Here is a 14472-nt window from a genome sequence, read left to right as displayed (position 1 = left end):
TGATCGCACTGTTCCTCTCCGGGTCTGTCGACGATCCCAGGCCGGCGTCCCCCGAGCGGAGTGCCGCATCGATTCAGCCGGGGGCGTGTTGCCTGTCGGAAGGCGTGAACTGCGAGGGGCCGGTCCGGTCCCAGGCCGGTCTCTGCAGTGTCCTTGGCCCCGTCGGGCTTCCAGCGTGAGGGTCCACCTTCGATCGAACTGAGTCATGGACCACCGCCTCAGCTCGGGCGGCACGGCTGTCCGGGGCATCCGTCTGCTTGAAGGTGATGGCGGGGGCAGGGGTATCCGGTCCGGGCTGCCTCAGGTTGCGGCCGTTGGGTCGGCTGATTCGGCGGCGCGGCGGTATTCGGCGTTGATGCGCATGGCTTCTTCGAGCTGGTCTTCGAGGATGACGATGCGGCAGGCGGCCTCGATGGGGGTGCCGTGGTCGACGAGTTCGCGGGCGCGGGCGGCGATGCGCAGCTGGTAGCGGGAGTAGCGGCGGTGGCCGCCGGTGGAGCGCAGGGGGGTGATCAGGCGGGCTTCGCCGATGGCGCGGAGGAAGCCCTGGGTGGTGCCGAGCATCTCGGCGGCCCGGCCCATGGTGTAGGCGGGGTAGTCGTCGTCGTCGAGACGGCCGAACGAGTCGTCTGCTGTCATGTTGCCTCTCTTTTTGAACGCGTGGAGGGGCCCGGGTGCCATCTGGCACCCGGGCCCCGAAGGAACTGCTACACCATCTGCCGGCCCCGGTACTGCGCCGGCCCTCTGTTTCCGCGTATCCGACCTGGCTTCTGTCGGCACTGCGGGGATCGCGGTTGCTTGACCTCAGACCACCTCACTATCGATGTCCTGCGGTACCCGGGCTCAAGACTTCCGCCCGGGCGATCCTGATGGCGCCTCGCTCCTCCGTTCTTCCTCTGGGGTCAATCACTTACCAAACGGGGGAATGCGTACTGCTGGTGATACGTACTGCTCAGCGGCCTGTGACAGCGCCACTCTTCGGCAGCCAGCCCCGTCGCCCGTCCTGCACCTGCTCTGGCTTGGAACCCCACCGCCGAACCTCCCGGTGCGCGCGCCCGCAGCCGACGCCTTCACCGAGGTACCACTCACTTGCTTCGCTGCTGGGTCCTGCGGACTGCACTTGCGGGTAGTGCCACTGCGTCACTGCTGGTGGCAGCCCCTGATCACTGCGGGCCACCCGGTCCGGAGGTCAGTTCCGTCGCCGTCCTGCACCAGCCCTGGCTTCGGAGCTCCACCGCCGAACCGTCCTGCGTACTGCACTTGCGGGTACTGCTGCCTGGCAGTTCGTTTCTGCCGGGCCCTGCTGTCCTTCTGGGCTACGAGAGAAACCCTAGCTACCTCACCGCCCGATGTCTACTCCAGCCAACATAGATTTCCGCGTGTTCGACAGTGAGGTAACCGACGTCGAACGGCGACGGGGTACGAGCACGGTCGTCGCCCGGGCGGGAACCCGGGCGCTATTGCGCCCACGCCTGGGCGAGGCGGACCAGGGTCGGCTCGGGTACCGGCCTCGCCAGGTCAGGGAGCAGTCGGCCAGGTCGGTCCAGCCGTGGTCGACGATGAGGCAGTGGCCCGGGTTGTCGAAGCGGTGGTGGTCGGTACGGCCGAGGACTTGCGCGGCGGCCCCTGATGCCTGGGCAGCAGCTTGCGGAGGTTCGCGTCGACGGCAGCCTCAACTGTGCCGCCTACGATCCTGTCCAGGGCCGCATCCCCGTTGGCAGCGCCGCCGGCGTCGTCGCCCTCGACCTGCCCCCGACCCGAGAGGGATAGCAGTATGACCGAGCAGGCCCCGGTGATCATTTCGAGTGAGTCGCCATTCGCCACGGACGTGTTCGTCAAGCGCCATCCCGCTCTCGTCGAACGGATCCTCGGGGCCTGGCCGCTCGGCCCGGAGCAACAGCAGGCCCTGAGGAACCTGTCGGACGAGAACGTCAGCGGGGTCATGGAGCGTCTGCCCGCCGGCGCGCCCGCTGCAGATCAGTGGCAGGCATGGGGGCGCGACTACTACGGCAAGCCGTGGACGGAGGCGCCGTTCCTGTGGGCGGAATCCTTCTTCTACCGGCGGCTGCTGAACGCCGTGGGCTACTTCGGCGAGGGGATCTGGAAGGGAGTCGACCTCTTCGCGCCGTTCAAGCAGGCGGAACTGGCGGGCGAGGTAGTCGCAGCTGAGGTTCGAGCGCTGGGCCACCTCGCGAACCTCGCCGACGACGACCGAGGGCAGGCGCTCCTGCTATCGAGTCTCTGGGGCAACCGCGCGGACCTCAGCTTTCAGATCCAGGCCGGTCGCGCCTCGGAGATCTCAGGCTTGGTAGCCGACGACAGTGACGACTTGTGGAAGCTGCTTGATGCCACCCGTGGTGGCAGCCTGGCGATCGTCGCGGACAACGCCGGCAGCGAGCTGATCGCCGATCTGGTCCTGACTGACCACCTTCTCGCCTCCGGCACGGTTGGCGAAGTGGTCCTTTACGTGAAGCCGACGCCCTACTACGTCTCCGACGCGACGATCGCGGACGTCGCCGATTGCTTGCGCAAGCTGGTGGCTGTCGACGGCGCGGCCCGAGAGGTGGGGGAGCGGCTGCGGGGTGCGGCGGCCGCGGGGCAACTCTGCGTGCGCACAGACCCGTTCTTCTGCGCACCGTTCGACTTCACTGCCATGCCGGACACCCTGCGAACGCAATTCGCGTCGGCATCCGCGACGATCCTCAAGGGCGACCTCAACTACCGTCGGCTTGTCGGTGACCGCTGGTGGGACCCCACGGTTCCCTTCGGTCAGGTGACCAGCTACTTCCCGGGCCCTGTTGCGGCTCTCCGCACGCTGAAGTCGGACGTCGTGGTCGGGCTGGAGCCAGGCACCCTGGCCACACTGGAGGCATCAGGGGCCGCGTGGCGCACCGCGGGTACTCATGCGCTCTTCCAAGTGTCGTAGGTCCCAAGGCGCCCGTTGGCGTGGGTCTTTGGCGTTGCGCGCATTTCCGGCCGTGCCCGGGGACACTGTGATGATCAAGGCGATCGCTTCGCTCGCGCGTCGTGGTCGATCCGTGCCGGCTCACCTGATCTCGTTCGCTCCGCTCGCGCCGGTACCGGTGCCCTCGTTGCCACCGTCGCTCCCGGATCATGGCCGCGCGCACGGTCGGGTGCCCCATGCGGTTCATCGGCTCGGGCGTGGCCGTTCCGCCGGTCGCCGCCAGGCTGTTGCCCGAGTGCCGGAGGTCATGGAAGTGGACCCCCTTGCCCCTCCTTTGCCGGCGAAGTTGTCCACATGCTGTGGAAACTCTTCCGACGAAGGTGCCTGCTGTCGGGACCGACGCTTCAGCTCCAGCACCAGGGACGCGGGGAAGGACACTGCCAGGATGCCCGCCTCGCGCTTCGCCTACCAGCCACCGGAGCGTCTCCGGACGGAAGGGACGGGAGGGCAGTGGTTGCCGGCCTTGGCCCCGGTCCTCCGCTTCGGACCTTGAGGCGGAGCTGGCTCCACCTGTTCCTACGTACCCGTGCTGTCTCAACTACGGGTACTGGCGGGAACGGCGCGGCTGGACCGGGCGCTGGTGACTTACGCCGACTCGTGCAGCAGGGGTCGTGGGACCATGACTGTCGGCGCCGCCGTGGGCCGCCGCTCGTACGAGCTGCTGTGGCCCTCGGCCTGCGGCGTGACAGGAGGCTCCGATGGGTTCGTCCGATGTGCCGTTGGAGAATGAACGCACCCAGCTCGATGCGTTCATCGAGGACTGTCGCAGTGCCATCGAGGCGACTCTCGACTCTCTCACCGAGGAACAGGCCAGTCGGCGGCTGGTCCCGTCGGCGACGACGCTGCTCGGGCTGCTCAAGCACGTCACGTGGATGCAGCGCGTGTGGTTCGAGGAGTGCGTCGGGGGCACGTCCCGCCGGGAGCTCGGCCTGGTGCAGAGTCCGGACGACTCCTTCCGGCTCTCCGACGACGACACCGTCGCCTCGGTCACGGCGGCCCATCGAGAGGCCTGCGCCACGGCCCGGACGGCGATCGCGGACCTGCCGCTGGACGCCGTCGTGACCGGCCACCGGACCGGGCCGCGCACGCTTCGCTGGGTGTACCTGCAAGTTCTGCGGGAGCTGGCCCAGCACTGCGGACACGCCGACATCCTGCGCGAACAGGTGCTCGCCGACTGACCTCTCGTCACAGGTCGGGGCGGCGTCGCCGGTTGAGCCGCGGGGCGAAGCGGAGTACGGCCGCGGCCACGACCAGGATGCCCACGGCCAGGAGGATCAGGCCCACGGTGCCCAGCCCACCGGCGGTTTTGGCCGTCGCCGCCGCTCTGGTCGGGGACCCCGTCGGGTCCGGCGCAACGGCGCCGGCGGGCACGGCGGTTGCAGGCCCGGCGGTGGCGCTGCCGGAACCGTCGGGGGTGGGTGAGCCGGTCGTGCTGTGGGTGGTCGGTTCGGCGGTCGCCGGGTCTGTCCGCTTCCCGGAGCCGGGGGAGCCGGGGGAGCCGGGGGAGCCGGGGGAGCCGGGGGTGCCAGGGGTGCCGGGCCTGCCGGGGGCAGCTGGGCCGGTCGTCGTCCTGGTCCCGGTGATGTCGAACGACGTGACGACGTTGTCCTGCCCGGAGTTGAGGGTGCAGGGAACGTTGATCCGGCCCGGGTTGGTGATGTTGCCGTTGGCGTCCAACGGGACGAGGTGCAGGGTGAAGTCTCCGGCGGTGACGTCGGCGCTGCCCGGTTCGCTGAAGGTGAGCGTGGGCGCGGTACCGGTCGCCGGGATGGCGAAGGAACCGGATGCCGGGATGCCGGTCGGGGTGATGGTGAGGTGCACGGGCACGCCGGTCTCGCCCTGGGGCGCGTTGACGCTGGTCTCGGCGTCCAGACTGCCCTCGATGGTCCTCACGCCGAGGATGTAGCGGAGTCCGAAGGCGAAGGTGCCGTTCACCGCCGCCGTTGCGGTGATGGCGAACGGCGGACTGGACGCGCCGACCGCCAGTGAGGGCGGGACGTCCATGGATATCGTCGCGGTGATGGGCTCGTCACCGATCACCGGGAACGAGCAGCTGTACTGCAGCGTGGGCGAGGCCGGTTGCGCTGCTGCCGATCCGGCTCCGAGGGTGCCCACGATCCCGCTCGCGCCCCCCAGAACTGCTGCGGCCGCGAGGATGAACCTCCTGCTGGGCCTTCCCGCGCCGTACCTGGACCTGGCACTCATGGTCCACCCCTCCATTGCGTCGATTGCGCGTCTGCATCGGTGATTGAACGATCGCGGCGGATCGCGAGGATCGGCGCCGCATTCCGGTCAGGTGGCCGGTGTCGGGTCCGGGCCGGCCGGTGGTGCGTGTCGATCGGGCCCATCGGGCTCGTGGGGCTCGTGGCGTTCCTGGAAGGTCTGGCTCAGGTGGCTCTGGATCCGGGCGTGGCGGAACTGGTACACCGCGCCGGCCTGGCGCAGCACGCCTCGCTGGTGGGCGTCGTCCAGGAAGGCGATCAGCGCCCAGGGCAGCCGCCCGGTCAGCGGCAGCCAGATGCGGGACAGGGCCACCCACTGGCCCCACGCGGTCAGGCTGAGCCCGTACCCGAGCCCGGCGCCGAAGGCGGCTTCGAGTCCGAACACGGTGCCGACTTCGAGCCCGCGCAGGGGCCCGGACGTGATCGCGTCGAAGAGCCCGACTCCGAATCCGATCACGAGCGCCCAGGTGAGGAGATTGAAGACCACGTTCTGGCGGTCCATGCGCAGCAGGTCGGCGGGGCTGACGGCGGATTCGGTCCTGACGGGGGCTTCGAGCAGGGCCAGCAGGCCCAGCACCAAACCGGTCGCGAGGCCGATCCCGGGCAGGAACACGATCGCGGCCATCAGCCCACCGCCGCTCTCGCCGTCCCCGAGCCCGAGCGGTCCGACCACGTACTGGTCGATGAGCACCAGGATGAGCATGACCGCCAGCCCGCCGACCGTACCGCCCACGAACCTGGCGGCGACATTGCCGCGCGTCCGCCGAGTCCCGCCGGAGAGCGTGATGCGTACGGGCGACGGTTTGAAGGCTTCGCGCTCGGACCCGTACCAGTACACGAGCCCGAAGAGCAGTCCGGCCGCGATTCCGTGCAGGAGTCCGACCACCAGGCCGCGCACCAGGGCGAACCCGAGCCCGTGCGAGGTCGCCACCAGGTCCACCGGCAGGTTCCCGATCGCGGTCGTGACGCCGAAGGCCAGTCCGGCCAGGAAGCCGATGATGAGGGTGCGCGAGGAACGGCTCATGCTGGTGCCCAGTTCCCACCAGGCGAGGTCCTGCCGCTCGCGGTCGAGCCGGACCAGGTGATGGGCGAGGTAGCCGAGCCAGCGCTGGGCACGCTCCGGGTCCCACTCCCTGCTGCGGGGACGGCCGTCGTCACGCCGTTCGGGGGCGCGCCGCCGGTAGACCGTGGGGACGAAGCCCGCGAGCAGGTGCTCCTCGATGGCCTGTGCGTCGGGAAACCGCGTCGTGTCCAGCAGTTCACCCGGACTGCTACCGGGAGTGTCGCTGTACATCGTCCGCGCAAGGGCGATCATCAGCGGGGTGCTGAGGGCGAAGGCGAGGTTCGCGCCCCCGGCGCTCCTCGTCGCCTGCGCCTCGTCCAGGACGGTGTCCCAGGTCGAGCCGGGCTCGTCGAGGTCGGCCGGGCCTCGGAGTGTCGGAGCGGTTCGGGGCAGGTAGTTCCGCAGGTCGTCCAGGGCCAGGTCGCACAGTTCGACGACGACGGCAGAGGCGAGCGGCGCGTGCGCCTCCCGGACCGCCTCGGCGAACTCGCCCTGGCGGCTGGTCAGGACGAGCCGCAGCTCGGTGCGGTTGAGCGCCTCCAGCGCCTCGCGTCGCAGGCCTTCCGCGATCTCGTCGAATCCGTCCAGCACCGGCAGGATGAGGTCGGCGTCGAGCAGGTCCGCAGCGAGCGACTTCCCGCTCGGGAGCAGCCGGGCCAGGTGCGGGAAGTCACGCAGCAGCCGGTCGATGAGCCAGTCGCGCAGGTCGATGGTGTTCGGGTCCCAGGAGCCGAGACTGAAGATCACCGGTATTCGGTCGGACCATGCCCGGGCCTCCAGCAGGTCCAGGGCGAACCTGATCGCCAGAATCGACTTGCCGGAGCCGGCCCGGCCGAGGACCGCCAGCCGCCCTGAAGGGATCCGCCGGTAGACCTCTGCCACCCGGCGCAGGTCGCCGCTCAGGTCCACGTCGGGCGAGGTGTCGCCGGGGGCGAGGCGCTGGGTGTTCTCCGGTCGGTCGGCCAGCCCCACGGACACCTGCTGCCACCGCACCGGCAGTGCGAAGGGATGGTGCACCCGCCGTTGGGCCTCCTCGCGCCGCCAGCGTCGCTTGATTTCCCTGGCTAAGGTGTCGGCCTCGTCGGAGAGCGGGCCGTGTGCCCGAGCCGGTTCGGACGGTGGACCGTTCGGCCCGGGCGGCGGCACCTCTTCGTCGCTGCTGCCGCCGCTGCCGCTGCCGTCGCCGCCGAACGCCGTCGCCAGCCGCTGACGGTCCTGGGGGCCGGCTCCCAGCGCGTCCGCGAGTCGGGTGACGGTTCCGCGCCGGTGGTCGAAGGGCCGGTCGTTCTCGATCCTGCCGATGGTGCGTTCGCCCAACCCGGCGCGCTCCGCCAGCTGAGCCTGCGTCAAGCCAGCCTGCCTCCGCAGCCGGCGCACCATCGCCCCGAGTGATTCCGCCACCCCGTCGCCCTTCTCCCCCTGATCCGGAACGGTCGTGAGCCTACCGTCACGACTGGTCATATATGGCCGGTGCTTTGACCTGTGCACTCTCCATCGGGAACGCCAGCATCGCTGCTGTGGGCCGCCGCTTCCTGCGGCCCTGGCCGACCTGGCCGCAACATCCGTGCGTGGAAAGTGAAGGAGGCGATTCTCCGATGGCGGAGACGAAGGGCGTCCTGCTGCCGGCTTACGTGGTGGCCGACGAGTCGGGCTCGATGGGGCCCTACCGGAGTGAACTGGGGGGCGGTGTGGCCTCCCTGTGCGAGGGGCTGCGTGCGGAGCCGATGATCGCGGCCAAGCTGCGGCTGGCCGTGCTGGGCTTCTCCAACGACGTGCAGGTCCGGCTCGCGGTGGCCGACATGCGCACCGAGACCACCGTGCCGGAGGTGGCGATCCGGGGGGTGACCAACTACCGGGCCGTCTTCGAGGACCTGCTGCAGCGGATCCCCTCCGATGTCCAGTGGTTGCGCGGCGAGGGCTACAAGGTGCACCGTCCGGTGGTCTTCTTCCTGAGCGACGGCCAGCCCACCGACGGAACGGCGTGGCGCGGGCCGCACGCCGTCCTGACCGACCGGAACCGGACCCCGGTCGCCCCGAACATCATCGCCTGCGGCATCGGTGACGCCAGGGCGCAGACCATGGTCGATGTCGCGACCCGTCCCGAGTTCGCCTTCGTCGCCAAGTCCGGCGCGGACGTCGGAAGGGCGATCTCGGAGTTCTTCCACTCGCTCACCGCGAGCCTGGTGGCCTCCGGCGAGGCGCTGAACTCGTCCAATCCGCAGCTGGTCGTGAACCGCCCGGACCAGTTCACCATGGCCATCGACGAGGTCGGCCGGTGACATCGGACCACCGGCAGGGTCCGGACCACCGGCAGGGTCCGGACCACCGGCAGAGCTCGGACCACCGGCAGGGTCCTGCCCTCCCGACACCCGCGCCCGATCTGTCCATTCCGCCACCGCCTCCCCTTCCCCCGGACCGGCCCGCTGCGGCGTCCTGGTCGGGTCCGGCGCCGTGGCAGCGGATCGCGGTGGACGTTCCCGGCCTGGAGTTCGAGGCCAGGCCGCCCAGCCAGTACGCCTTCGACTTCCCCGACAGCGAGTGCGAGGGCTGGTCCACGGACGCCCTCACCGTGCGGTTCGCCTCGGTGCGCGGCGCCAAGCACCGCTACTACCGTCAGCCGCGCCAGGACACGGCCCGAGCGGCCGTGCACGAGGCCACCGACAGCATCGTGTTCGCGGTCGCCGACGGCGTCTCCAGCGCAGCCGAATCGCATCAGGGCGCCATCGAGGCGTGCCGGGCCTCCGTCGAGCGGATCCTGCACCTGCTCGACCACACGCCCGGCCCGCTCGACCCCGTCGATGTCGCCGCGCACGCCGCCGAACGGCTGCGGCAGCTGGCGGAGTGGCGGCTCGGCGCCACGCAGCCCGGGACCGCCGAGGTGGCCCGGCTGTATGCGACCACCCTGGTGGCCGGCGCGGTCCGGCCGACGGCCGGGGGACTGGTCGTCGAGCTCTTCCGGGTCGGTGACTCCGGAGCCTGGCTGCTGAACCGGGCCGGCGGCGGCTACCGCCCGCTGTTCAGCTCGAAAACCGGATCGGACACCCAGCTGGTCAGCAACGAGGTCTCCGCGCTGCCCCGGATCCCTGCCCGGATCGAAGCGGCCACCGGACGGCTGGAGGAGCCCTGGACGCTGCTGGTCGGCACGGACGGCTTCGGCGATCCGCTCGGCGAGGGTGACGGCCAGGTCGGCGCGCTCTTCGCCCAGCACCTGGCCACGCCACCGCCGCCGCTGTGGCTCGGGCACGTGCTGGACTTCACTCGGGAGACCTTCGACGACGACCGCACCCTGCTGGCGATCTGGCCCCGGACGGGGGCCGAGTCCCGGTGACCACAGACCCCGCGACCCCGGTCGGCCCCGCAGCACCGGTCGACCTCGCCGCCCTGACCCTGGGGCGCCGACTCGGGCAGGGCGGACAGGGCTCCGTCCACCAGGTGCTCAACAAGCGGATCAACGAGTCGGCGGCCGACGGCGGTTGGGAGGTCGTCTACAAGGAGTACAGCCCCTCCGTCCTGCCGCAGCTCGACGCCGCCGCGCTCGGTGCGGTGGCAGGCCTGCTCGGTCGGCTCACCGGCGCGGAAGGGCGGTGGCTGTGCGAGAAGACCGCCTGGCCGGCCGCGGTGGTCCAGCGTCAGGGACAGCCCTGCGGCTTCCTGATGCGCGCCGTCCCCGACCGCTTCCACTTCACGCTCCAGACCCTCACCGGCACGAACGCGGGGTCGCGGCGACTGGCCACCATGGAGTACCTCCTCAACGACGATGCCTACGTCGCCGGCATCGGACTGGCCGTCAGCGACCGGCACCGGCTGCTCCTGCTCGCCGACCTGGCCGCAGCCCTCGACCGACTGCACCGGTTCGGCGTCACCGTCGGCGACGTCTCGCCGAAGAACCTGCTCTTCAGCCTCGCGCCCGAGCCCGCGTGCTTCCTCATCGACTGCGACGCCATGCGCCTGCACGGCGCGACCGTACTGCCGCAGGCCGAGACCCCGGACTGGCAGGTCCCCCCGGGCGAGGAACTGGCCACCCGGGCGAGCGACGTCCACAAGCTCGCCCTGCTCGCCGTGCGCATCTTCGCCCGCGACCAGACCGCCACCGACCCCACCGCCCTCGCCACGATCAGCCCCGCGCTCGGCAACCTGGCCCGCGCCTCCCTCGACCCCGACCCGGGCCGACGCCCGACCGCCGCCGCGTGGGCCGAGCAACTCGCCTCGGCCGAGATCGTCGCGTCCACCGGCACCGCACCCAAGGCCCCCCGGCACACCGGGCCGCCCCCCGGTCGGCCACCCGCTGTCACCGGGCCGCCGAAGCGGCGCAGCACGGCCGCGGCCAGGGCCGGCAAGGTCCTCGGCACGCTCGCGGCGGCCCTGGTCCTGCTGCTGGTGATCGTCAACAGCCGGCACTCCGCATCGACCGGCCCCGGCGGAACCGTCGACGCCGGTCAGGCGACGGTCGCCCCCGTGGTCGTCCCGCCCGACACCTGGACGCCGGCTCCTGACCCCACGACCGATGCGCCGCTCCCTGATCCGACGACGGTCCCGCCCGCTCCGGATCCCACCACGGACGCGCCGCTCCCCGATCCGACGACCGCTGCCCCGCCCGTAGTGGCACCGCCTCCGCCTCCTCCGCCGCCCCCACCGCCCCCGCCTCCTCCTCCGACGTACTACTACGGGGCGATAGCCGTCTCCTCGGACGGCAGCGACGGCAGATCCTGGAACGCCGGTTCTGCGGCCACCGCCGATCAGTTGGCGCTGGACAAATGCCCCCGCTCCAACTGCAAGGTCCTCACGACCTTCGTCAACGGCTGCGGCGCGGTCGCGTACAACCCGCAGACCAACATGTACTGGGGCGGAACCGGCTCCTCCGCGGTGGGGGCCGAGAACAACGCCATCGCCCAAGCGGGCGGCGGCCACTGGATCGTCTATGTGTGCACCTCGCGGTAGGCGGCCCCGGCGGCCGGCCCCGGTGCTGGGCCCCGGCGGCGGGCCCCGGCCGGGCCAGTACGGACATCCCACGTTCCGACCACGACAGTTGAGGAATCGACATGGCTTACCGCTACCGGTGCGGCGAATGCGGCTTCAAGACGTCCTGGGGCACCGAGTCCCAGGGCGCGGAGCAGCAGATCGACCACTACGCCGAACGCCACCCGACGATCGTCCCCGGCGGGCGCGTCGAGGCCAACAACAAGAACCCGCGCGGCGGCAACGGCTGCCTCGCCTTCATCGCCGTCGCGATCCTGCTGCTCCTGTTCACCGTCATGTCCCACCACTGACCCCCGAAGGAGATTCGGCGTGCCCACGCAGACCATCGGCGCCACGGAAAAGTTGATCAGGCAAGCCGTCAGGGAACGGGAGTCACGTCGGTCGGGCAGGTCCCGGACCACCGCGGTCCTCCTGCTGCTCGGCCTCGCGGTCCTCGGCCTAGTGCTGGTCTTCGCCGTCTACCCCGGCCACCCCGGCGACACCTCGGCGCCCCAGTGCAACGGCGCGACGATGTCTCCGGGTGACACCTGCGAGCAGTACGTCAACGGTGCGCTGACGAACACGTACAGCTACCAGGACATGCTCCAGCAGCAACAGGCCAGCCATCCCGCCGCCCTCGTCGCCGGGATCATCGCCATCGTGATCGCCGTGCTCGCCTTCGCCCCGGCGCTGCGCTCCCTCGACCCGGCGAAACCGTGGGGCACGGACCGGTCGGAGCTCTGCCCGCGCTGCCACCAGCCGAACCTGCGCGAGAAGCCGATGAGCCACAGCGAGACCCGCGGCCGCGTCCGCACCACCTGGCGCGGCATCGTCACCCTCTGCGCCCCGGGCTGCGACTTCGCCACCGTACGGCGACGCTGACCGGCCGTCGCGCCCGCCACCGAGCCGTCTCCAGCGATCAATCAACAGCCGACTCCACCCGGAGGTATTGCCGTGCCGGAAGAGCACTACTGGCGGAATGAAACTGACGGTCAGTCATATCCAACGTGGCAGCAGACGCCACGAGCCGTGCCGCCGCCCCTGGGTCGGCCCTCGCCGCCGACGCAGGGCTCGGCTCCCGGTCGAACTCCTTCCGCGCCCACGCCCCCCGGGCCGGCCGCGTCGGGCCCGGCCGGCGGCGGGACCTGGGGCGCACCGCCCCCGCCGCCCCGGCAGAGCCCGTCGCCGTGGGCGGGGCACCAGCAGGCGCAGCAGGCCTGGACCCCCGCTGCTCCGGGGCCACCGCGCGCACCGTGGATGAAGCGGCACCGGGTTCAACTGGTCGCGGCTCTCGGCCTGGTGATCGCCGTCATCGCCGGGGTGGGAGTGTGGCGAACGACGTCGCAGAACGGACCGCAGCCGAACCGGCTTCCGTTCTACCTGGCGGTGACCAGCCTGTTGACGGAGCCGGTGGCGCACTACTCCGGCTCGGCGGAGGGTGGGGCTGCGCGCTGGGATTTGGAGGCGACCAACGGTGGAGAGACCCTCGGCACCGTTACCGTCGCCGGTCAGCAGATCAGTGTGATGACGGTGGGAGGCAAGACCTACGTCAAGCCGACACCGCAGATGCTCGCAGGACTTCCGGCCGGCGTGTCGGCCTCGTCGGTACAGGGCAAGTGGGTCACCGGTGACGACAGTCTGTCCAACCTGCTGCCGCAGGCACTTGCCTCTCCGTCCGTCCTCGGTACTGCACTGTGGAAGGAACTGGGCACGGCAACCGATTTCCCCAAGACCGGCGCCAGGACGATCCCGATCGGATCCGATCCCGCCCTGGAGGTCACCACGGCGGACGGGGCGCTGTACGTGTCGGCTACTGCCCCCTACCGGGTGCTGCGTTGGGTGCCGAAGAATCCCACAGGTACCGGGACCCGGGCGACCGGCGCTTCGCTCACGGCCCGTCATCAGGGGCCGGCTGTCGCGGCTGCCTGGGTGCGGCAGACAGTCTCCGGCGACAACGCTTCGGCCGGTTCGGAGGCCCTCCCGGAGACCGACTTCCCGCCGGTGTCGTCCGCTGAGGTCGACCAGACCTACGGCGATCTCATCGCCCAGACGAAGACGCTGACCAGCGCCATCGACCTCGGCATCAGCTTCGACTTCAACCAGACGGGCAACCTGGACTGCTCGGACGACAGTTGCACCGTCACCGAGAACGTCGTCACCTCGACGACGAGTACCAGCAGCGCCACGTTGTCCGGCACCGCTACCGCCGTGATGACCGCGACCGTGACCGTCGACGGGCAAGCGGCCGGAGGCTGCACCCAGACCCAGACCCTGTCGGTCAACGGTAGCGGGACCATGAGCTGCCCCGACCCGGAAGTCGCCCCGGTCATCCAGCAGATCAAGGCGGAGAAGCAGGCCCAGGCCGACGAGCAGGCCGAGGCCACGGGGCAGGACGTGGACATCCCTTACACCCTCGCCTTTGAGGCCGACGTCCAGATCGAAGCCATGGCCGACGTCCAGGCCAAGGTCGACCAGGACGTCAGTTCCGAAGAGGCCGCACAGAGGGCCGCAGACCAGGACGCAGCCGACGGAGCCAGCTGCACCCAGAACAGCTTCGTGGCTGGAACCAGGGTCCTGATGGCGAACGGCACGACCGAACCGATCCAGGACGTGAAGGTCGGCGACACGATCGAGAACGCCGTCCCGGGTAGCGGATCCGTCGCCCGGCACACCGTCGTCGCCACGCACATCACCGATACCGACCGGGATTTCGTCGTACTGACGATCGCCACCCCGGGCGGCATCGGAGAGATCCGTTCAACCGTGCATCACCTGTTCTATGACGCCACGACGGCCACCTGGAGCACTGCTGCGGCGCTCAAGCCGGGCGACCGTCTCCAGACCACTGGCAGCACGGTCGCAACCGTCCGCACGGTGCAGACGTACACCGCTGCCGATCGCACCTACAACCTCACCATCGACGACGTTCACACGTATTATGTGCTGGCCGGCGAAACGCCGGTGCTTGTGCACAACGACGGCGACGCTGACGATGACTACAACCAGGCAATGAACAAGGCGCTGGCCTGGCTCGTACAGCGCGGTTTCAACGCCGAAAGGCCCACGATCGGCAAGTTCGGCACGATTCAGGGCAGTCCGATCGGCATGCAGACCGCCGACGGGAAGACGGGATTCAGGATCGAATTCGATGGGCGCAACGGTGCTCATATCAATGTCTGGAGCGGCAAGGAGAAAGGGCCGCACTTCAACTTCAATGCCTCCGAGTCGACCGTGACAAAAATCCAGGGCCAGTTTGGATGCTGAGC

The 14472-nt window shown here is 70.3% G+C and carries 11 protein-coding genes; 8 read left to right on the top strand and 3 right to left on the bottom strand.

The window, feature by feature from the left end:
• Positions 1 to 300 precede the first annotated feature (300 nt).
• On the bottom strand, positions 301 to 639 hold the full coding sequence (locus BS75_RS16720; RefSeq protein ID WP_034088808.1) for a MerR family transcriptional regulator: 339 nt from the start codon (positions 637 to 639) through the stop codon (positions 301 to 303).
• 1135 nt (positions 640 to 1774) lie between these two features.
• On the opposite strand from BS75_RS16720, the gene BS75_RS16715 reads away from it, so the two are divergent.
• Positions 1775 to 2926, top strand: coding sequence for a damage-control phosphatase ARMT1 family protein (locus tag BS75_RS16715; RefSeq protein WP_034088807.1), 1152 nt, complete (start codon positions 1775 to 1777; stop codon positions 2924 to 2926).
• A 737-nt stretch (positions 2927 to 3663) separates the two neighbouring features.
• The gene (locus BS75_RS16710; RefSeq protein WP_034088806.1) at positions 3664 to 4143 is read left to right on the top strand and encodes a DinB family protein; all 480 of its coding nucleotides are present in this window, start codon (positions 3664 to 3666) and stop codon (positions 4141 to 4143) included.
• 7 nt (positions 4144 to 4150) lie between these two features.
• On the opposite strand, the gene BS75_RS44370 is transcribed toward BS75_RS16710, so the two are convergent.
• Positions 4151 to 5170, bottom strand: a complete 1020-nt coding sequence (locus tag BS75_RS44370; RefSeq protein WP_156164260.1) for a DUF6801 domain-containing protein — start codon at positions 5168 to 5170, stop codon at positions 4151 to 4153.
• An 87-nt stretch (positions 5171 to 5257) separates the two neighbouring features.
• A complete protein-coding gene (locus BS75_RS16700; protein WP_267970528.1) occupies positions 5258 to 7630 on the bottom strand; it encodes a helix-turn-helix domain-containing protein in 2373 nt (790 codons plus the stop codon).
• 215 nt (positions 7631 to 7845) lie between these two features.
• Here BS75_RS16700 and BS75_RS16695 point away from each other — a divergent pair, with 215 nt between their 5' ends.
• The 6 genes from BS75_RS16695 to BS75_RS16670 all read left to right on the top strand — a co-directional run bounded on the left by BS75_RS16695 (position 7846) and on the right by BS75_RS16670 (position 14470).
• Positions 7846 to 8529, top strand: coding sequence for a vWA domain-containing protein (locus BS75_RS16695; protein ID WP_034088805.1), 684 nt, complete (start codon positions 7846 to 7848; stop codon positions 8527 to 8529).
• 188 nt (positions 8530 to 8717) lie between these two features.
• Entirely contained in the window at positions 8718 to 9578 is an 861-nt protein-coding gene (locus tag BS75_RS16690) for a protein phosphatase 2C domain-containing protein (protein WP_034088804.1), read from the top strand.
• Positions 9575 to 11188 (top strand): DUF4189 domain-containing protein, encoded by a 1614-nt coding sequence (locus BS75_RS49335; protein WP_052069475.1) that lies wholly within the window; start codon positions 9575 to 9577, stop codon positions 11186 to 11188. Before BS75_RS16690 ends, BS75_RS49335 begins: the two co-directional genes overlap by 4 nt.
• A 101-nt stretch (positions 11189 to 11289) precedes the next feature.
• A complete protein-coding gene (locus BS75_RS16680) occupies positions 11290 to 11517 on the top strand; it encodes a hypothetical protein (protein WP_034088803.1) in 228 nt (75 codons plus the stop codon).
• Positions 11518 to 11536: 19 nt separating this feature from the next.
• Positions 11537 to 12088, top strand: a complete 552-nt coding sequence (locus BS75_RS16675) for a hypothetical protein (RefSeq protein WP_034088802.1) — start codon at positions 11537 to 11539, stop codon at positions 12086 to 12088.
• A 375-nt stretch (positions 12089 to 12463) separates the two neighbouring features.
• Positions 12464 to 14470 (top strand): polymorphic toxin-type HINT domain-containing protein, encoded by a 2007-nt coding sequence (locus tag BS75_RS16670; protein ID WP_034088801.1) that lies wholly within the window; start codon positions 12464 to 12466, stop codon positions 14468 to 14470.
• Positions 14471 to 14472 lie beyond the last annotated feature (2 nt).

Origin of the sequence: Streptacidiphilus albus JL83, assembly GCF_000744705.1 — a bacterium.
Taxonomy (GTDB): domain Bacteria; phylum Actinomycetota; class Actinomycetes; order Streptomycetales; family Streptomycetaceae; genus Streptacidiphilus; species Streptacidiphilus albus.
This window is presented reverse-complemented; position numbering and strand designations above follow the sequence as displayed.

Excerpts from the sequence above, each read along its gene's own strand:
- BS75_RS16720 (WP_034088808.1), bottom strand. The coding sequence starts at position 639 with ATGACAGCAGACGACTCGTTCGGCCGTCTCGACGACGACGACTACCCC.
- BS75_RS16715 (WP_034088807.1), top strand. The coding sequence starts at position 1,775 with ATGACCGAGCAGGCCCCGGTGATCATTTCGAGTGAGTCGCCATTCGCC.
- BS75_RS16710 (WP_034088806.1), top strand. The coding sequence starts at position 3,664 with ATGGGTTCGTCCGATGTGCCGTTGGAGAATGAACGCACCCAGCTCGAT.
- BS75_RS44370 (WP_156164260.1), bottom strand. The coding sequence starts at position 5,170 with ATGAGTGCCAGGTCCAGGTACGGCGCGGGAAGGCCCAGCAGGAGGTTC.
- BS75_RS16700 (WP_267970528.1), bottom strand. The coding sequence starts at position 7,630 with ATGGTGCGCCGGCTGCGGAGGCAGGCTGGCTTGACGCAGGCTCAGCTG.
- BS75_RS16695 (WP_034088805.1), top strand. The coding sequence starts at position 7,846 with ATGGCGGAGACGAAGGGCGTCCTGCTGCCGGCTTACGTGGTGGCCGAC.
- BS75_RS16680 (WP_034088803.1), top strand. The coding sequence starts at position 11,290 with ATGGCTTACCGCTACCGGTGCGGCGAATGCGGCTTCAAGACGTCCTGG.
- BS75_RS16670 (WP_034088801.1), top strand. The coding sequence starts at position 12,464 with ATGAAGCGGCACCGGGTTCAACTGGTCGCGGCTCTCGGCCTGGTGATC.